16 protein-coding genes, 1 tRNA gene and 1 pseudogene are annotated in these 17,733 nt (G+C 66.9%); 11 read left to right on the top strand and 7 right to left on the bottom strand.

The features are described 5' to 3' along the window. The first annotated feature begins 174 nt into the window (after positions 1-174). A complete protein-coding gene (locus HWX25_RS25520; protein ID WP_175911186.1) occupies positions 175-2,346 on the top strand; it encodes a phospholipase C, phosphocholine-specific in 2,172 nt (723 codons plus the stop codon). A 184-nt stretch (positions 2,347-2,530) separates the two neighbouring features. Next, on the top strand, positions 2,531-3,259 hold the full coding sequence (locus HWX25_RS25515) for a phosphonate utilization associated transcriptional regulator (protein WP_175911184.1): 729 nt from the start codon (positions 2,531-2,533) through the stop codon (positions 3,257-3,259). Between the two features lie 93 nt (positions 3,260-3,352). Here HWX25_RS25515 and HWX25_RS25510 read toward each other — a convergent pair whose 3' ends face one another. Then, a complete protein-coding gene (locus HWX25_RS25510; RefSeq protein ID WP_175911182.1) occupies positions 3,353-4,741 on the bottom strand; it encodes an FAD-dependent oxidoreductase in 1,389 nt (462 codons plus the stop codon). A gap of 108 nt (positions 4,742-4,849) precedes the next feature. Then, a pseudogene (locus HWX25_RS25505) lies at positions 4,850-5,048 on the bottom strand (2-aminoethylphosphonate--pyruvate transaminase); the annotation flags it as partial. Between the two features lie 136 nt (positions 5,049-5,184). On the opposite strand from HWX25_RS25505, the gene phnA reads away from it, so the two are divergent. Further along, a complete protein-coding gene (gene phnA, locus HWX25_RS25500) occupies positions 5,185-6,423 on the top strand; it encodes a phosphonoacetate hydrolase (RefSeq protein WP_175911180.1) in 1,239 nt (412 codons plus the stop codon). Between the two features lie 27 nt (positions 6,424-6,450). Beyond that, positions 6,451-7,905, top strand: coding sequence for a phosphonoacetaldehyde dehydrogenase (gene phnY / locus HWX25_RS25495; RefSeq protein WP_175911178.1), 1,455 nt, complete (start codon positions 6,451-6,453; stop codon positions 7,903-7,905). Between the two features lie 39 nt (positions 7,906-7,944). Here the strand turns inward: phnY and HWX25_RS25490 are convergent, their stop codons facing one another. Beyond that, positions 7,945-8,220 carry a hypothetical protein gene (locus tag HWX25_RS25490; RefSeq protein WP_059535130.1) on the bottom strand — a complete coding sequence of 92 codons (276 nt, stop codon included), beginning with the start codon at positions 8,218-8,220 and terminating at the stop codon, positions 7,945-7,947. Positions 8,221-8,552: 332 nt separating this feature from the next. Here HWX25_RS25490 and HWX25_RS25485 point away from each other — a divergent pair, with 332 nt between their 5' ends. From HWX25_RS25485 to HWX25_RS25475, 3 genes are read left to right on the top strand one after another with little or no spacing between them, the layout of a single operon-like run. Then, positions 8,553-9,335, top strand: coding sequence for an amino acid ABC transporter substrate-binding protein (locus HWX25_RS25485; protein ID WP_059534891.1), 783 nt, complete (start codon positions 8,553-8,555; stop codon positions 9,333-9,335). A 14-nt stretch (positions 9,336-9,349) separates the two neighbouring features. After that, positions 9,350-10,030, top strand: coding sequence for an amino acid ABC transporter permease (locus tag HWX25_RS25480; RefSeq protein WP_175911176.1), 681 nt, complete (start codon positions 9,350-9,352; stop codon positions 10,028-10,030). Next, entirely contained in the window at positions 10,027-10,785 is a 759-nt protein-coding gene (locus HWX25_RS25475; protein ID WP_175911174.1) for an amino acid ABC transporter ATP-binding protein, read from the top strand. The genes HWX25_RS25480 and HWX25_RS25475 overlap by 4 nt, the downstream gene beginning before the upstream one ends. Before the next feature lie 29 nt (positions 10,786-10,814). On the opposite strand, the gene HWX25_RS25470 is transcribed toward HWX25_RS25475, so the two are convergent. Next, the gene (locus HWX25_RS25470) at positions 10,815-11,630 is read right to left on the bottom strand and encodes an alpha/beta hydrolase (RefSeq protein WP_175911172.1); all 816 of its coding nucleotides are present in this window, start codon (positions 11,628-11,630) and stop codon (positions 10,815-10,817) included. Positions 11,631-11,711: 81 nt separating this feature from the next. On the opposite strand from HWX25_RS25470, the gene HWX25_RS25465 reads away from it, so the two are divergent. After that, on the top strand, positions 11,712-12,326 hold the full coding sequence (locus HWX25_RS25465) for a CGNR zinc finger domain-containing protein (protein ID WP_175911170.1): 615 nt from the start codon (positions 11,712-11,714) through the stop codon (positions 12,324-12,326). A gap of 42 nt (positions 12,327-12,368) precedes the next feature. Here the strand turns inward: HWX25_RS25465 and HWX25_RS25460 are convergent, their stop codons facing one another. Both HWX25_RS25460 and HWX25_RS25455 read right to left on the bottom strand, forming a co-directional pair. Next, positions 12,369-13,418: a DUF3592 domain-containing protein gene (locus tag HWX25_RS25460; protein WP_175911168.1), complete on the bottom strand. Its 1,050-nt coding sequence runs from the start codon at positions 13,416-13,418 to the stop codon at positions 12,369-12,371. Between the two features lie 200 nt (positions 13,419-13,618). Then, a tRNA-Lys gene (locus HWX25_RS25455) sits at positions 13,619-13,694 on the bottom strand. Between the two features lie 191 nt (positions 13,695-13,885). Here HWX25_RS25455 and HWX25_RS25450 point away from each other — a divergent pair. After that, complete coding sequence (locus tag HWX25_RS25450) at positions 13,886-14,290, top strand: PaaI family thioesterase (RefSeq protein WP_040142566.1); 405 nt, start codon at positions 13,886-13,888, stop codon at positions 14,288-14,290. Positions 14,291-14,298: 8 nt separating this feature from the next. Continuing rightward, a complete protein-coding gene (locus tag HWX25_RS25445; RefSeq protein ID WP_059534905.1) occupies positions 14,299-15,165 on the top strand; it encodes a patatin-like phospholipase family protein in 867 nt (288 codons plus the stop codon). Between the two features lie 49 nt (positions 15,166-15,214). Here HWX25_RS25445 and HWX25_RS25440 read toward each other — a convergent pair whose 3' ends face one another. Further along, positions 15,215-16,228, bottom strand: a complete 1,014-nt coding sequence (locus HWX25_RS25440; RefSeq protein ID WP_057924643.1) for a D-2-hydroxyacid dehydrogenase family protein — start codon at positions 16,226-16,228, stop codon at positions 15,215-15,217. A 426-nt stretch (positions 16,229-16,654) separates the two neighbouring features. On the opposite strand from HWX25_RS25440, the gene HWX25_RS25435 reads away from it, so the two are divergent. Next, a complete protein-coding gene (locus HWX25_RS25435) occupies positions 16,655-17,704 on the top strand; it encodes a LysR family transcriptional regulator (RefSeq protein WP_059534907.1) in 1,050 nt (349 codons plus the stop codon). The last annotated feature ends 29 nt before the right edge of the window (positions 17,705-17,733 follow it).

The following is a 17,733-nucleotide window of genomic DNA, read 5'->3' as shown; positions in this document are numbered from 1 at the left end:
GCCGGATGAAAGGCGCACCGGGCGCCGCTTCGAAAAAAAGCTGGGGGTGAGCGCAAGAAACCTGCTGGAACCGGTCACGGCCGGGACACGCCGGTGCGGAGTAATAACGGCAACGCACCGACCGCCGGCCCCGCTCGACCGGCGCCACCCTTACCGACCCACAGGATCCTCTTCATGTCCGCCACCAATCGACGCGATTTCCTGCGCCTCGCCGCCCAGTCGGCCGGCGCGATGGCCGCCTACGCCGGCTTCCCGCCCGCGATCCGCAACGCACTGGCCATGCCGGCCGCCTATCGCACCGGCACGATCCGCGACGTCGAACACGTCGTGATCTTCATGCAGGAAAACCGCTCGTTCGACCATTACTTCGGCGGGCTGCGCGGCGTGCGCGGCTTCAACGACCCGCGCCCGCACCTGCTGCCGAACGGTGCGCCGGTGTGGCAGCAGCCGCCGGCCTCGGTGTTCACGAAGAACTACCATTCGCGCGGGCTCGACCCGTCCGCGCCGTACGTGCTGCCGTTCTACCTCGATCCGAAGCAGACGACCGAATTCCAGCCGGGCACCAACCACGGCTGGAGCAGCGGCCACCTGTCCTGGAACAACGGCCAGTGGGACCAGTGGGTGAACCAGAAGCAGGACGTGCTGACGATGGGCTACCTGAAGCGCCAGGATCTCACGTACCACTACGCACTGGCCGACGCATTCACGATCTGCGATTCGTACTTCTGCTCCGCGCACGCCGACACGGCACCGAACCGCATCTATCTGTGGACCGGCACGATCGACTCGCGCAACGTGTACGGCGCGCAGCCGAACGGCCCCGGCATCGGCGAGCGCAACAACACGAACGGCTACACGTGGACGACCTACGCGGAACGTCTCGAGAACGCGAAGATCAGCTGGAAGGTGTACCAGGGCGGCACGGGCATTCCGGGCGACCCGACCGACAACTACACCGACAATTCGCTGATGTTCTTCAAGAAGTTCCAGGTGAAGGAAGGCGCGAGCGGCCCGCTGGTCGACAAGGGCGCGTCGGACCACACGCTCGCCGAGCTGAAGGCCGACGTGCAGGCGAACCGGCTGCCGCAGGTGTCGTGGATCGTCGCGCCGTACAAGTACAGCGAGCACCCGCAGGCGTCGCCGACCGACGGCGCGTTCTACATCAACATGGTGCTCGAGGCGCTGACGTCGAACCCCGAAGTGTGGGCGAAGACGGTGTTCATCCTCAACTACGACGAGAACGACGGGCTGTTCGACCACGTCGTGCCGCCGGTGCCGCCGGTCACGAGCGGCGTGGGCGGCCAGGGCATCGTGTCGTCGAACCTGCTGTCGAACCTCGGCGACGAACTGCTCGACCTGAACAAGTATCCGGGCGAGATGAGCCCGCTCGTGCCGGGCGCGGACCCGGGCGGCATCCAGCCGATCGGCCTCGGGCCGCGCGTGCCGCTGATCATCATCTCGCCGTGGACGAAGGGCGGCTGGGTCTGCTCGGAGACGTTCGACCACACGTCGGTGCTGCGTTTCCTCGAAGCGCGCTTCGGCGTGCAGGAGCCGAACATCAGCGCGTGGCGCCGGTCGGTCTGCGGCGACCTCACGTCGGCGTTCGACTTCTCCGCGCGGCCCGATACGCGCACGGTGAGCTTCACGGTGCCGCAGCACATCGCCACCGCCGGCCAGGCGTACCAGGTGCCCGCGCAGCAGTCGATGCCGGCGCAGGAGCCCGGCACGCGTCCGGCGCGCGCGCTGCCGTACGAACTGTTCGTGCATGCCCGCGTGAACGGGCGCGACGACAGCGTGTCGCTCGATTTCGCGAACTCGGGTGACGCGGGCGCCGCGTTCTACGTGTACGACCGCCGCAATCCGGGGACGCCGCCGCGCCGCTACGCGGTGTCGTCGCACGACCGCTTCGCCGATACCTGGAGCACGTCGGCCGCGCGCGGCGACTACCATCTCGCCGCCTATGGCCCGAACGGCTATCTGTGCGAATTCCAGGGCAACACGCGGCTGGCTGCGGACGGCCACCACGCGAATCCGGAAGCGAAGATCGGCTACGACGTGCGCAATCGCCACGTGTACCTGCAACTGCGCAACAGCGGTCGTGCGGCATGCCGCGTGGTCGTCGACAACGCGTACAGCCACGCGCATGCGCGCAGCTACACGCTGGATCCGGGCGAGCGGATCGAAGATCACTTCGAGTTGTCGTCGAGCCACGGTTGGTACGATCTGACGATCACCGCGACGACGCTGCGCGGCGGCGACGACAAGGTCGTGCGCCGCTTCGCGGGCCACGTCGAGACGGGCCGGCCAAGCCAGAGCGATCCGGGGCCGGTCAAGCAGACGGCCTGACGGCAGGCCTGCGTCGTGCGGTCCGGCGTGCGCGCGCCGGCCGCACGCTGACCGCATTCCGGCACGAGGAACTGGTTTTTGGAAACTGAAAACTGTTGACAATATATCGGGCCGAGGGTATACAACGATCATTCGCCGACATGGCGCCCTCGTTCTCATCCGCGGCTTCGCTGCCTGCCCGATCATGACTGCCCCGAACGCGCTCAACGCCATCGAACTCCTGCAAAGCCAGTCGCTTGCGATGATTGTCCAGGACATGCTCGAGCGCGCGATCGTGTCCGGTGAATATGCGCCGGGCGAGAAACTCAACGAAGTCGATATCGCGACCAAGCTGAACGTGTCGCGCGGGCCCGTGCGCGAGGCATTCCGCGCGCTCGAGCAGGCCGGGCTGCTGCGCAACGAGAAGAACCGCGGCGTGACGGTGCGTGTCGTGCCGCTGCGCGAGGCAGAGGAAATCTACGAAGTGCGCGCGATGCTCGACGAGTCGGTCGCGCGCGCGCTCGCGAAACGCATTTCGCCCGACACGCTGAAGGTGCTGAAGGGCATCATCCAGTCGATGAAGGAGGCGGCGAAGGCGCACGACGTCACGCGCTATACCGAGCTGAACGTGCAGTTCCACGACGCGATGGTGGTCGGGGTCGGCAATACGCACCTCACCGACACCTATCGCCGTCTCGTGCGCCAGCTCGGGTTGCTGCGCCAGGCCGCGATCGAGGCCGAGGAGGACGCGATCGCGGTGTCGGCGGCCGAGCACGGCAAGATCGTGCAGGCGCTCGCGAGCGGCGACGAAGAGAATGCCGTCGCGCTCGTGCGCGAGCACCTCGCGCACGGCCTCGCGCGGATGCGCCGCACGCACGAGCAGGGGCTGCCCGCGGCGGGCAAGGCGGCGCGCGAGAAAGCCGCGCGCGTGTGACGCGGCCGCACGGGCGGTCGTAGCAAAAGCAAAGGGACGCTTCGCAGCGTCCCTTTTTCGTTGCGCTTCGTTGCGCGTCGCGTCATCGCTTCGTCACGCCTTGTCGGCCTTGCCCGCCGCGCTCGCGAATTTCGCGAGCCACGTGTCGATCCTCGCCGGCCGTCGGTTCTCGTCTTCCGCGCGCTCCTTGCGGCGGATCGCATTGCGCACGACGTGCGCGCCGACATAGCGGATCGGCTCCGGCGGGAAATGGCCGAGCGGCCCGCGCACGATCGGACTGCGCGTCCATGCGTTGTCGAGGCCGAGCACCAGCGACGACAGGATCTGCCCGCCCATGTAGGTCGGCCCGACGCCGTTGCCCGAATAGCCGAAGCCGTAGAACACGTTCGGCGCGTCGTCGAGGCGGCCGAAGAACGGGAAGCCCGTCACCGAGCGGTCCGACGGGCCGTTCCAGCTTGCGGTGATCGGCACGCCGGCGAGCGACGGGAAGAACTCGCGCAGGCTCCGCGTGAGCTGCGCCTCGTACGGCGAGCGCCGGTCGAACACCGGCGCGATGCGGCTGCGCCACGAGAACGTGTTGCCGCCTTTGCCGAGCATCAGCCGGCCGTCGGCGGTCGTGCGGTAGTAATACACGAAGATCCGCGAATCGAGCACCGACACGCCGTCCACGAGCCCGGTCCGCTCGAGCAGTTCCGGGCATTTCTCGGTGATGACCATGTCGCTCGACACGACCGCGATCGTGCGTTCGAACTGCTGGAAGCGGCTCGCCATCCACGCGTTGATCGCGAACACCAGCTTGCTCGCGCGCACGCTGCCGGACGGCGTGCGCACGACGGCCGGCTGCCCCGGCGTGAAGTCGACTAGCGGCGTGCGTTCGTAGATCCGGATCCCCATGTCGAGCGCGACGCGGCGCAGTCCGCGCACGAGCTTGCCCGGATGCACGGTCGCGGCGATCGGCGAGTACACGCCGTCGAGATTGCGTGCGGAGCCCGAGCGGCGCGCGACGTCGGCGGCCGGCAGCGGCTCGTAGCTGTGGATGCCGCACGCGACTAGCGCGTCGAGCACCGGCGCGAGCGTGCCGACCTGCGCGCGCGATGTCGCGGTGTACAGCGTGCCGTCGAGCCGCAGCTCGGCATCGATGCGATGCGCGCGACAGAAGTCGGCGATGTGCTGGACGGCCGCCTCCGACGCCTTCACGAGCTGGATCGCCTCCGCTTCGCCGAACAGCCTCCGCAGCGTCAGGAATTTCGCGGACCATGTAAGCAGGCAGCCGCCGTTGCGCCCGCTCGCGCCGGCGCCGCACAGGTCGGCCTCGAGTATCGCGATGTCGAGCGCCGGGTCCTGCTGCTTCGCCTGGATCGCGGTCCAGAGCCCGGTGAAGCCGCCGCCGACGATACAGGCGTCGGCCTGCGTCGCGCCCTGCAGCGCGGGGGCGAGATCGCCATCGTTGAACAGTGCTTGTTCGATCCAGAAAGGTCGCATCGGATGTCGTGCCGGTAAGGGTCGAAGATTGCCGTGCCGCACACGGCGGGAAAACAAAACGAAGCCGCCGCGCGGCGACGCGTGACGTCGTGCGGCGGGCGCATCGTGTCAGGCCGCCGCTTCGGCGGATACGCGCGGCACGCCCATCGCGTTCAGCGTGTCGGCGATCGCGGCGACCGCGCCGGGAATACCGGCTTCGCCGAAGTGGCCGATGCAGCCGACGCGGAACGTTGCCCGGATACGGAATGTAGCCGCGCTTTTTGACCACCTGATAAATGCGCTTGAAATCGTAGTTCGGATCGCCCGGTCTTTTGCTTTCTGTTCTCTGCATGTTGTTGACAATCTACAAATCATCAACTTTAATGTCAAGCATGGAAAAGACCTCCTCGGCGCGGCGCGGGCGCCGACAGCTCGACCCCTTCGAACCGAAAGGACTGAACGTCATGACCGAAACGCCTGTATCCGTGGAAGTGAACGGCCGCCGCTACAACTGGATGAGCCGCCCCGTGGTGGTGGTCTGCGTCGACGGCTGCGCCTACGAATATCTCGAGATGGCGGCCGAGGCCGGCGTCGCGCCGTTCCTGCGCACGCTGCTGAAGCCGGGCACGGCGCTCAAGGGCGAGTGCGTGGTGCCGAGCTTCACGAACCCGAACAACCTGTCGATCGTGACCGGCGTGCCGCCGGCGATCCACGGGATAAGCGGCAACTACTTCTACGATCGCGACACCGGCGCCGAGGTGCTGATGAACGATCCGAAGTACCTCGTTGCGCCCACCGTGCTCGCAACCTTCGCCGAACAGGGCGCGCGCGTCGCGGTCGTCACCGCGAAGGACAAGCTGCGGCGCCTGCTCGGCAAGGGGCTCAAGGGTATCTGCTTCTCGTCGGAGAAGGCCGACGAGGCGAGCCTCGAGGAAAACGGCATCGACAACGTGCTCGAGCTGGTCGGCAAGCCGGTGCCGAGCGTGTACAGCGCGGACCTGTCCGAGTTCGTGTTCGCGGCCGGCGTGCGCCTGCTCGAGACGCGCCCGATCGACCTGATGTACCTGTCGACGACCGACTACGTGCAGCACAAGTGCGCACCCGGCACCGATGGCGCGAACGCGTTCTACCAGATGATGGACGCGTATCTGAAGCGGCTCGACGCGCTCGGCGCGATCGTCGCGATCACGGCCGACCACGGGATGAACGCGAAGCACGACGGCGAGACCGGCGAGCCGAACGTGATCTACCTGCAGGAGCTGTTCGACGAGTGGCTCGGCCACGACGCCGCGCGCGTGATCCTGCCGATCACCGATCCGTACGTCGTGCATCACGGTGCGCTCGGCTCGTTCGCGACCGTCTACGTGCCGGCTTCCGCCGACGCCGACGCGCTGCGCGCGCGGCTCGCCGAGGTGGACGGCATCGAGGTCGTGCTGACGGGTGCCGAAGGCTGCGCACGCTTCGAGCTGCCGCCCGACCGGATGGGCGACCTGATCGTGATCTCGAAGCAGGACGTCGTGCTCGGCACGCGCCGCATCAAGCACGACCTGTCGGGCCTCGATGTGCCGCTGCGCTCGCACGGCGGGATCTCCGAGCAGATCGTGCCGCTGATCTTCAGCAAGCCGGTCGCGACCGACGTCACGGGCCGCGCGCGACTGCGCAACTTCGACATCATCGACATCGCGCTCAATCATCTGCAGTGACGCGGACGCATCCGCCAGGGAGACATCATGAACGCCATTGCAGCCTCGACGGCGACCGGTTCACCTCATCGTGAAGCACTGCGAATCGATGGGGAGCGGATTCATCGCGACGCGGTGATCGAGGTCCGCAACCCGTACGACGGAACGCTGGTCGGCACCGTGCCGAAGGCGACGCTCGACGACGTGCGACGTGCATTCGCCGTCGCGCGTGCATACCGGCCGTCGCTCACGCGCCACGAGCGTGCGGCGATCCTGCGCCGCGCGGCCGACATCGTGCGTGCGCGCACCGCCGAGATCGCGGCGCTGATCACGGCCGAGGCCGGGTTGTGCATCAAGGATTCGACGTACGAAGCGGGGCGCGTGGCCGACGTGCTCACCTTCGGCGCGGGCGAGGTGCTGAAGGACGACGGGCAGATCTTCTCGTGCGATCTGACGCCGCACGGCAAGAAGCGTCGCGTGTACACGCAGCGCGAACCGCTGCTCGGCGTGATCTCCGCGATCACGCCGTTCAATCATCCGATGAACCAGGTCGCGCACAAGGTCGTGCCGTCGGTCGCGACCAACAACCGGATCGTCGTGAAGCCGTCGGAGAAGGTGCCGCTGTCGTGCTACCTGTTCGCGGACATCCTGTATGAAGCCGGCCTGCCGCCGCAAATGCTGCAGGTGATCACCGGCGACCCGAAGGAAATCGCGGACGAGCTGATCACGAACCCGGCGATCGATCTGATCACGTTCACCGGCGGCGTGTCGATCGGCAAGTCGATTGCGTCGCGGATGGGCTACCGGCGCGCGGTGCTCGAACTCGGCGGCAACGATCCGATCATCGTGATGGAAGACGCCGATCTCGACGAAGCGAGCACGCTCGCCGTGTCGGGCTCGTACAAGAACTCGGGGCAGCGCTGCACCGCGATCAAGCGCATGCTCGTGCACGAGGCGGTGGCCGATCGCTTCACCGAGTTGGTCGTCGAGAAAACCCGCGCGTGGGCTTACGGTAATCCGGCGGATCCGTCGGTCGACATGGGCACCGTGATCGACGAAGCGGCCGCGAAGTTCTGCGAGCAGCAGGTGAACGACGCGATCGCGCGCGGTGCGCGGCTCCTGGTCGGCAACGTGCGCGACGGCGCGTTGTATTCGCCGACGGTCATCGATCGCGTGACGCCCGACATGCCGCTCGTGAAGTACGAAACGTTCGGGCCGGTGTCGCCGATCATGCGCTTTCGCGACATCGACGACGCGATCCGGATGTCGAACAGCACCGACTATGCGTTGTCGTCGTCGGTCTGCACGAACCGCTTCGACAGCATCACGCGCTTCATCACGGAGCTGGAGGTCGGCAGCGTGAACGTGCGCGAGGTGCCGGGCTACCGGCTCGAACTGACGCCGTTCGGCGGCGTGAAGGATTCGGGCCTCGGCTACAAGGAAGGCGTGCAGGAGGCGATGAAGAGCTTCACGAACACGAAGACCTATTCGCTACCGTGGTAAGCGGTGCATGATGCGGACGCGCCGGCCGCCACGCGACGGTCAATCCTCGTCCTCGTGATGGTGACGACGCCAGCCGCGATGCCAGCCGTTGTCGTGCCGGTAGTAGCGGTAACGGTAGTCGCCGTAGTACGGGCCGTAATAGACAGGTGCCGGCTCGTAAATCACGGGCGGCGGCGGCGCGTAATAGACAGGCGGCGCTTCGATCACGGGGCCCGGCACCCCGAAATACACGCCGATGTCGGCACGCGCGAACGCACTTGCCGACAGGCAGGCGGCCGCGATGCCGAGAGCACTGGACAACAGGATGCGTTTCATTTTCCGTTCACTCCGTTCGCGGGCGGCAAGGCCCGCGAGCAATCGGTTCACCATGTCTTCATGGTACGTAGCGCTTGCCGAATGGGTGATACCGCAGCGTCGCTTCTGTAACTGCCGGTAACGAATCGTCGTACGATCGCCGCGCTGTATCGCGACGGATTTCGTCTGCGGAATGGGCGTGGCCGGCCGGCGCGTTCGTTATTCGACGCGCTCATATCGTTAGCGGATTTGCGTTTTTGCCGGATATCGGCGCGTCGGTAGAATTCGCGGACCTCTCGCGCGGCCGTTCGGGCCGGCGGGTCCACTCCCTTCCATCGTTCGGGGTCCGCACCATGAAATTCCTTCGCTCCATCCTGGTCGTCGCATTGCTGCAGGCCACTGCCGTCACGAGCGCGCTGGCGGCCGACGGTCTCGCGCAGATCAAGTCGGCCGGCGTGTTCCGGGTCGGCACCGAAGGCACCTATGCACCGTTCACGTATCACGATGCGTCGGGCAAGCTGACCGGCTTCGACGTCGACATCGCGACCGCGATCGCGCAACGGCTTGGCGTGAAGGCGGAGTTCGTCGAAGGCAAGTGGGACGGGCTGATCGCGGGCCTCGACGTGAACCGATACGACGCGGTCGTCAACGAAGTGTCGATCACCGATGCGCGCAAGGCGAAATACGATTTCTCGACACCGTACATCACGTCCCACGCGGTGCTGATCGTGCGCGCGGACAACACGTCGATCCGCTCGTTCGACGACCTGAAGGGCAAGAAATCCGCGAACACGCTGACCAGCAATTTCGGCAAGCTCGCGGCCGCGCACGGCGCGGACGTGGTGCCCGTGCAGGGCTTCAACGAATCGATCGACCTGCTGAGCGCGGGTCGCGTCGACGCGACGATCAACGATTCGCTGTCGTACCTCGATTTCCGCAAGCACAAGCCCGACGCGAAACTGAAGATCGCGGCGACCGACACGAGCGGCGCCGGCGATGCATCGGGCGTGCTGCTGCGCAAGGGCAGTCCCGCGCTGGTGGCGGCGATCGACAAGGCGCTCGCGGACATCAAGGCCGACGGCACCTACGCGAAGATCTCGCAGAAGTACTTCGGCCGCGACGTGTCGCAGCCGTGACGCGAGGCTGACCGATGCCGCCCTGGCTGCACCTGATGGCGGAATCGCTGCGGCCCCTGCTGGTGGCAGGGCTCGTGTTCACGGTTCCGCTCACGCTCGCGTCGTTCGCGATCGGCCTGCTGCTCGCGTTCGGCGCGGCGCTCGCGCGCCTGTTCGGGCCGCGCTGGGTGCAGGCCGGCGTGCGTTTCTACATCTGGTTGTTTCGCGGCTCGCCGCTGCTCGTGCAGCTGTTCGTGATCTTCTACGGATTGCCGAACGTCGGCATCGTGCTCGATCCGCTGACCGCCGCCGTGATCGGCTTCTCGCTGAACGTCGGCGCGTACAACGCCGAGGTGATCCGCGGCGTGATCGAGTCGATCCCGAAGGGGCAGTGGGAAGCCGCGTACTCGATGGCGATGACACGCGCGCAGGCGCTGCGCCGCGCGATCCTGCCGCAGGCCGCGCGCGTCGCGCTGCCCGCGCTGTCGAACTCGTTCATCTCGCTGGTGAAGGACACGTCGCTCGCGGCCGTGCTGACCGTGCCCGAGATCTTCCAGGCTGCGCAGCGCATCGCGGCCGTCACCTACGAGCCGCTGATCCTCTATACCGAAGCCGCGCTGATCTATCTGCTGTTCAGTTCGGTGCTCTCGTCGCTGCAATGTCGGCTCGAGCTCCGCTTCGGGCGCCATGCGTTGTTCCACGCGGAGTTGCGATGATCCGTCTCGAACGCATCGACAAATCGTTCGGCGCGCAGCGCGTGCTGACCGGCATCGACCTCGCGTTGCAGCCCGGCAGCGTGACCGCGTTGATCGGGCCGTCCGGCAGCGGCAAGAGCACGCTGCTGCGCTGCGTGAACCTGCTCGAAGTGCCGGAGGCGGGCGTGCTCACGGTCGGCGATGCCCGCATCGACTTCGCGGCGGGGCGTCGCCCGTCGCGCGATCACGTGTTCGCGGTGCGCCGTCAGACCGGCATGGTGTTCCAGAACTTCCAATTGTTTCCGCACCTGAGCGTCGTGCAGAACGTGATGGAAGGGCTCGTGACCGTGCAGCGCTGGCCGCGCGAGCAGGCGCGCGAACGGGCGCTCGCGTTGCTGGACAAGGTCGGTATCGCCGACAAGGCCGACGCATGGCCCGCGACGCTGTCGGGCGGCCAGCAGCAGCGCGTGGCCATCGCCCGCGCGCTCGCACCGTCGCCGCAGGTGCTGCTGTGCGACGAGCCGACGTCCGCGCTCGATCCTGAGTTGTCCATCGAAGTCGTCGAAGTGCTGCGCCAGCTCGCGCGGGAAGGCACGACGATGCTGATGGCCACGCACGACCTGCGCCTGGCGGCGTCGGTCGCGCACGATGCGGTGTTTCTCGCGGATGGCCGGGTGGTCGAGGCCGGCGCATCGCGCGAACTGTTCGGGCGGCCGCGCGATCCGCGCGCCGCAAAGTTCGTCGCGACGCTCGCGCAGGGCGTGCCGGCCTTCTGATTTGCTACGCCTCACGGCTGCGTGGGCGATCATTCCTGTCCGTGTGCGTCGAGCACCGCGGCGACGATCGCCTCGGGCGCATCCTCCTGGACCAGGTGCCCCGCACACGGCACGCGGATCAGCTTGCCGCCCGCGATGCGATCGGCGAGGGCCTGCCCCTGTTCGATTGGAATCCACGCGTCGTCCTCACCCCACACGATGCGCACCGGAAAGTCCGGCGGCGCATAGCATGCCTCGGCTTCCTCGATGTAACGCTGGCGCATTTGCGCGATCTGTCGATAGAACGCCGGCTGGCCGGTCGGCGTGAGCCATGGCGAGCGATAGATCGACAGCACGTCGTCGCTCAACGGTCGCGCGACGGCATGGCCGATATAGGCCGACACGAGCGCATGGTGCGCATACGCCGGCAGCCCGGTGAACGCGGCTTCGTGCTGCGCGACATGCCGCACGAACGGCGAGCCTTGCGGCGCGATCGCGACCGGGTTCACGAGCGTCAGGTCCGAATACGCGATGCCGTCGAGGAAGTGCGCGCGCAGCACGGTCGCGCCGCCGTAATCGTGCGCCAGCACGCGCGGGCGCGAAATTTTCCATTCGTCGAGCAGGGCGCCGAACAGCACGTTCTGCCGGCCGAGCGAGACGTCCGCGTCGGGCATGTCCGACTGGCCGTAGCCGAGCAGGTCGTAGAAGAACACGCGATGGCGTCGCGCGAGCCATGGCGCGATCCGGCGCCACACCTGCGATGAAAACGGCGTGCCGTGCACGAGCACGAGCGGCGGCCCTTCACCGAGCGTGCCCCATGCGATCCGGTGACCGTCGAAAACGAAGCGATTGGCGAGATCGAGCATCGGTGCCTCCGTGCTAACCTGTTTGGGTTGGTAACAGGTTACGCCTGTTCATCCGGATATGAAACCGATAGGTGGAAATAAATGGTTACTCGACACGAGCCTGCGCGACAGGCGCACGCATGGACCGCGGCCGATTTCGTCGGCGGCCATCCGGCGCTCGATTTCCTGAACACGGTGGCCGACACGGGCAAGACGCGCGACGAGGACAAACTCGTCGACTGGGCGGCCGTGCGCGCGTGGGCGGAGAAGTCGGGCTTGCTGGCTCGGGCCGACCTGACACGGTTTCTGCGTCATCCCCGGCAGGACGGCGCGGACGAGCTCGCCGCGCTGCGTGGTTTTCGCGAGGATGCATACGTGGCGCTCGCGCACCTGACGAGCGGTGGCGGCGGCAGCGCCGGCGCGCGGGCGGCGCACCGGCTCGCGGAGGCGATTCGCGATGCGATCGGGCGCAGCACGTTCGACGCGGTCGATGGCCGCTTCGCATGGCGGCCCGATGCGCGTGCGGCGTCGCGCTGGGTCGACGCGGCCGCGCTCGGGTTCGAGCATCTGCTGCGCGGCGACGACTTCGCGCGCGTGCGGCAGTGCGGCCGCTGTACGTGGTTCTTCGTCGATCGCGGCCGTGGCGTCGGCCGACGCTGGTGCGACATGCGCACGTGCGGGAATCGCGCGAAGGTGGAGGCGTTCAGGGAGCGGTGAGGCGCGGGCCGTGGTGTCGACGGCCCGGCTGCTTCGCGTTCGTCATTCAGTGAGTTCGTGCGGCCGATGGTCGGGCCACAGCGCACCGATGACGAACAATCCGGCGACGAGGAACGGCGCGCCGATCGCGAACAGGATCGCCGTGAGCCCCCACCGGTCCCAGAACCGGTCGATGACCGCGCGCTCGGGTATGACGGGGTCGTACAGCACGTTGACCACCTCGCCTTCGTACAGGCCGGGGCGCGATGAAGCCGAGCCTTGCGCGAACGTGACCGGCCGGCCGCTGTCGGTCGTGAACGCAATGGTCGCCGAATAGAGCGACGTGCGTGTGCGGGACGATTGTGCGGATTCGGTGATCTCGACGACGTGGCCGGTCGAGTGCGCGTAATGGCGGGCGATCTGCCATTGTCTCAGCCCGGCGGCGCCGGCGCCGGCCAGGAAGCCGGTGCCGATCGCGATCGGCATCAGCACGATCGCGATGTTCCAGCGGCGCCGGGCCGACTTGCCGGCGGCTGGTGCGGCAAGCGCGTCGGCGTGCCGGCTGCGGCGCTCGCTCCTGTACAGCAGGCTGCCGATCGCAAGCGACGCGACCGCGAGCAGAGTCGGCACCGCGACGGGAAACCAGCGTTGCGTGAAATCGTCGATCATCGCGGGACGGTTCGGATGGGCCGGATCGACCAGGACGTCCACGCTTTCGCCGATGTCATACGCCGGGACCACCGATGCGGTATTGCCGGCGACTTCACGGCGATGGCCGTCGTTCGCGAGATAGGCGACGATCGGGCGGTATCCACGCATCGCGTCGCTGTCCTGCACGATGCGCACGACCGTGCCCGGCGTGCGGACCAGATCACCCACCGCATGGCTCGCGATGACGGCGAGCATCGCTGCGACCACGAGCAGTGCAACGCCGAGCGCGAGTGCGACGAGCGCGTCCTTACGTGGCATGGCCGGATCCGCGGTGCGCGTCGTGCGACGGGGCCGGATGCGATCGGGGGGATGGCGCGACTCGACGCGCGCGCCGCTGTCGGCGTGACCATGCCCTCTGAATGGTCGCGTCTCGCTCACATGATTCCATGTCTGACGTCCCATGCTCTCTCAGTGCCGGCGGCGATATGGCGATCGCCGTCCCGGTCGTGTGATATTTTGTCGGACGATTCTAGCGGAAAGTGCACGGGCGAGGCATGTATGTAATTGCATGCCGCGATGCGGGGGAGTCAGGCGGGCGCCTGAATCGGTCGCCGGAACGGAAAAAGGCCGGTCAGCTTGCGCTGACCGGCCTTTTGAATTCCTGGTGGGGCGTGAGTGACTCGAACACTCGACCTACGGATTAAGAGTCCGCTGCTCTACCAACTGAGCTAACGCCCCCAACAGAAGAAAGATTATGCACGGGTATTTCGGTCTTGGCAAGCGCTTTCTGCAAATTTCCTGAAAATACTTCGTCACGGCCGCGGCGGCTCCCCGCGCGGTCACGACCGATCGCAGTTGGCGCGCTCCCGGTATGATGACGTCCACACCTGTTGCGCGGCGGTCGCGCAACGTTTTCTGGACATTCGAAGATGGACGAAAACGCAGTCCGCGAATTGCTGGACCGCCTGCTGGCCCCGTGGGTCCGCTCGCTCGGTCTGGTCCCCGTATCGATCGGCGACGACAGCGTCACGATGCGCCTGCCGTTTTCCGGCGAATTCCGTCATTCGGGCGGCATCATCTGCGGGCAGGTGTTCACGGCCGCCGCCGACACCGCGATGGTGGTCGCGATCTCGGTCGCGCTCGGCGAGTTCCGGCCGATGACCACCGTGTCGCTGAACACGAATTTCATGCGTCCGGTGCGCAAGGGCGACGTGCTCGTCACCGCGCGCGTGCTGCGGATGGGCCGCAACCTGGTGTTCGGCGAAGTCGAGCTGTTCGACGAGGACGGCAAGATGGCCGTTCACGCAACGTCGACCTACGCGCTCGTCAGCTGAGCGGCGCGATGTTCGACCAGATCGTTTTCGCGGGCGGCGGCAATCGCTGCTGGTGGCAGGCCGGCTTCTGGGACGTTGCCCAGCCGGCGCTCGGCTTGCGTCCGCGCGTGATCGCCGGCATCTCGGCCGGCGCGGCGACCGCCTGCATGCTGTATACGCGCGACGCCGCGTGGGTGATGCGCTATTACGAGGAGGCGCTGCGCCACAACCGCAAGAACGCGTACTGGGGCAACCTGTTCGGGCGCGAGCCGGTGTTTCCGCATTACCGGATCTACCGTCAGGCACTGCTCGACATCTACGGCGAGCCGTTCCCGCAACTTGCCGATGCGCCCGAGATCCGCATCGGCGTGTCGCACGTGCCGCGCTGGCTCGGCGCGCGCAGCGCGGTCGCGGCCGGCCTCGTTGCATACAACATCGAAAAGTACGTGCGCAAGACGCTGCATCCGACGCTCGGGCGCACGCTCGGCTTCCGGCCCGAGTTCGTGCGCGCGCAGGCATGCGCGAGCGTCGAAGAACTCGCCGACCTGATCCTGCAGTCGTCGTGCACGCCGCCGTTCACGCCGGTGCTGCGCCGCGGCGGCCGGCCGGTGCTCGACGGCGGCATGGTCGACAACGTGCCGGTCGACGCGCTCGACGCATCGCCGGGCGACGTGCTGGTGCTCGTCACGCGGCTGTATCCGCGCCCGCAGATGTTCACGGTCGCGCATGGCGACCAGCGGCGGCTCTATGTGCAGCCGTCGAGCAAAGTGCCGATTTCGAGCTGGGATTACACGAGTCCGTCGCAGATGCGGCATGCATACGACCTCGGACGCCGCGACGGCGAGCATTTCCTCACGCGCGTCGACGCGATGACGGGCGGCCGCGTGGCCGCCTGAAGGCGGGAACGGAGAAACGGAGCCGCGCGGCGAACGCGGCTCGCGCCGGTCAGCGCACGCGGCGCGGCGTCAGCGCTTCCGGATTGACGACGCTCGACAGGTCGCCCTGGTCGAACGCGAGGATGTTCCGGAACGCCGCGCTGAAGTAGAGCTCGTAGCTTTCGCGCTCGACGTAGCCGATGTGCGGCGTGCAGATCACGTTTTCCATCCGCAGCAGGCTGTAGCCCTGCAGGATCGGCTCGCTCTCGAACACGTCGATCGCGACCATCCCCGGACGGTTGTGCGACAGCGCGTTGACGAGTGCGTTTTCCTCGAGCAGTTCCGCGCGGCTCGTGTTGACGAGCAGCGACGTCGGCTTCATCCGCATCAGGTCTTCCTGCTTCACGATCCCACGCGTGTCGTCGTGCATGCGCAGGTGCAGCGACAGCACGTCGCTCTGCTCGAACAGCGCTTCGCGGCTCTCGGCGGCGGTGTAGCCGTCGGCGCGTGCGGCCTCGAGCGAATGCTCGCGGCCCCAGATCAGCACGTTCATCCCGAACGCCTTGCCGTAGCCGGCGACGAGCCGGCCGATCTTGCCGTAGCCCCAGATGCCGAGCGTCTGGCCGCGCAGCACCTGGCCGAGACCGAAGTTCGGCGGCAGCGCCGATGTCTTCAGGCCCGACTGCTGCCAGGCGCCCTGTTTCAGGTTCGCGACGTATTGCGGAATGCGGCGCTGGGCGGCCATCACGAGCGCCCAGGTGAGTTCGGCGGGCGCGACCGGCGAACCCGTGCCTTCGAGCACCGCGATGCCGCGATCGGTACACGCTTCGAGGTCGATGTGGCTCGAGATACGGCCGGTCTGGCTGATCATGCGCAGGTTCGGCAGCTTGGCGAGCAATTGCGACGAAATCGGCGTGCGCTCGCGAATCAGCACGAGCGCCTCGACTTCCGCCAGGCGGCTCGCGAGTTGCCCCAGGCCGCGTACCGTGTTGTTGAAGACCTTCACGTCGTGCTCGGCGAGCATCTCGAAGCAGTTCAGCTTGCGGACGGCGTCCTGGTAGTCGTCGAGGATGGCAATTTTCATGATCAGCGGGAGTCGCGCGTTGAAAGCGGCAGTGGCGGCGGCGCACGTCGCGCACCCGTCCCGCCCGGCCGGGGCCGACATGATGCTACGTCGGCGGACGTCGTGGTGTCTTTTTAACAGGTTGTTACGCTCCGCCGCAATCGGCGCCGGCCAGACCCGGCGCCGCTCCCGTCGGCTGCGGCTGGGTGCGATGTTGTGTCGCATCAGACACGTCCTTCCTGATTCGGCCGCTTACCGGACGAGGTTCACCCAATTGTTGCTCCAATCAGAATAATTGGATCATCCATTCGCGATGGGTGAGGATTTTTGACTATTTTTATCGTCAACGCGGGCCTTGTTGAGCAACTCTGCATCATTTCCGCTGTCGTAGGAGAATTACGCATATGCTTCAACTTTTTGAAGTTGTAACAGCGGCAGGAGTCGTTTATGGATCATTTGCAGTCGATGCGCGTGTTCGTCAAGGTTGCAGATCTCGGCAGTTTCGCGCGGGCCGCGAGTGCAATGGATATCTCCAACGCGGTCGCGACGCGTCACGTCGCCGATCTGGAAGGCCGGCTCGGCACGCGTCTGCTGAACCGCACCACGCGCAGCCTTTCGCTGACGGAGTCGGGGCAGGTCTACCTGGAGCGGGCGCGCCAGATTCTCGATGAGCTCGAGGATGTCGAACAGATGGTCGTCGCGCGCAATCACGAGCCGGTCGGCACGCTGCGCATCGTCGCGCCGGTCGTGTTCGGCCTGCATAACCTTGCGCCCGTCCTGCAGTCGTACACCGAGAATTTCCCGAAAGTGGTGCCGGATCTGACGCTGGTCGACCGCCAGGTCGATCTCGTCGAGGAAGGTTTCGACGTCGGCATCGTCGTCACGCGTCAGATGCGCAGCGCGAGCATCGTCACGCGGCGGCTGACCACGGGCTGCATGACCGTGTGCGCGACGCCGAGCTACCTGGAAAAGCACGGCGTGCCGACCCACCCGGAACATCTCGCCGAACACCCGGCGCTGAGCTTGCCGACCGAATACTGGGGCGACGAGCGCGTGTTCACGGGGCCGGACGGCGAAGTGCGCGTGCGCCCGACCAACGTGATCGTCGCGAACAACACCGCGATGCTGCGCCAGTTCGCGCTGCTCGGGATGGGTGTCGCGATCCTGCCGAGCTACCTGATCGGCAGCGACATCGCGCGCGGTGCGCTGGTGCGGCTGCTGCCGGATTTCCGGCTGCCGCAGGTCGAGATCAACATCGCATATCCGAGCCGGCGCCATCTGCCTGCGAAGGTGCGCACGTTCATCGACCACCTCGTCGAGTATTTCAGCCACTCGACCGACGCGACGATGGGCGAACAGTGGGCCGCACAGGGTGCTGCGCCTGCGCCGATCGGCGTCGAGACGCGTGCCGAGCCGCCCGAATCGACCGGTCCGAACCTGCAGCCGCGCCTCGCGCGTTCGCCGCGCGCGCGGGTTGCGGTGCCGTCGCCGCTGTAACGTCGCGGCGGCCGCGCACCGACCCGGCC

The sequence above is a fragment of the Burkholderia sp. BCC1640 genome, assembly GCF_902833125.1.
GTDB lineage: Bacteria > Pseudomonadota > Gammaproteobacteria > Burkholderiales > Burkholderiaceae > Burkholderia > Burkholderia diffusa.
The sequence above is the reverse complement of the archived record's forward strand: the minus strand, read 5'-3'. Positions and strand labels throughout refer to the sequence as shown.

Excerpts from the sequence above, each read along its gene's own strand:
- HWX25_RS25510 (WP_175911182.1), bottom strand. The coding sequence starts at position 4,741 with ATGCGACCTTTCTGGATCGAACAAGCACTGTTCAACGATGGCGATCTC.
- HWX25_RS25520 (WP_175911186.1), top strand. The coding sequence starts at position 175 with ATGTCCGCCACCAATCGACGCGATTTCCTGCGCCTCGCCGCCCAGTCG.
- HWX25_RS25440 (WP_057924643.1), bottom strand. The coding sequence starts at position 16,228 with ATGAAAATTGCCATCCTCGACGACTACCAGGACGCCGTCCGCAAGCTG.
- HWX25_RS25450 (WP_040142566.1), top strand. The coding sequence starts at position 13,886 with ATGGACGAAAACGCAGTCCGCGAATTGCTGGACCGCCTGCTGGCCCCG.
- HWX25_RS25485 (WP_059534891.1), top strand. The coding sequence starts at position 8,553 with ATGAAATTCCTTCGCTCCATCCTGGTCGTCGCATTGCTGCAGGCCACT.
- HWX25_RS25465 (WP_175911170.1), top strand. The coding sequence starts at position 11,712 with ATGGTTACTCGACACGAGCCTGCGCGACAGGCGCACGCATGGACCGCG.
- HWX25_RS25460 (WP_175911168.1), bottom strand. The coding sequence starts at position 13,418 with ATGGGACGTCAGACATGGAATCATGTGAGCGAGACGCGACCATTCAGA.
- HWX25_RS25445 (WP_059534905.1), top strand. The coding sequence starts at position 14,299 with ATGTTCGACCAGATCGTTTTCGCGGGCGGCGGCAATCGCTGCTGGTGG.
- HWX25_RS25480 (WP_175911176.1), top strand. The coding sequence starts at position 9,350 with ATGCCGCCCTGGCTGCACCTGATGGCGGAATCGCTGCGGCCCCTGCTG.
- HWX25_RS25470 (WP_175911172.1), bottom strand. The coding sequence starts at position 11,630 with ATGCTCGATCTCGCCAATCGCTTCGTTTTCGACGGTCACCGGATCGCA.
- phnA (WP_175911180.1), top strand. The coding sequence starts at position 5,185 with ATGACCGAAACGCCTGTATCCGTGGAAGTGAACGGCCGCCGCTACAAC.
- phnY (WP_175911178.1), top strand. The coding sequence starts at position 6,451 with ATGAACGCCATTGCAGCCTCGACGGCGACCGGTTCACCTCATCGTGAA.
- HWX25_RS25515 (WP_175911184.1), top strand. The coding sequence starts at position 2,531 with ATGACTGCCCCGAACGCGCTCAACGCCATCGAACTCCTGCAAAGCCAG.
- HWX25_RS25435 (WP_059534907.1), top strand. The coding sequence starts at position 16,655 with ATGGATCATTTGCAGTCGATGCGCGTGTTCGTCAAGGTTGCAGATCTC.
- HWX25_RS25475 (WP_175911174.1), top strand. The coding sequence starts at position 10,027 with ATGATCCGTCTCGAACGCATCGACAAATCGTTCGGCGCGCAGCGCGTG.
- HWX25_RS25490 (WP_059535130.1), bottom strand. The coding sequence starts at position 8,220 with ATGAAACGCATCCTGTTGTCCAGTGCTCTCGGCATCGCGGCCGCCTGC.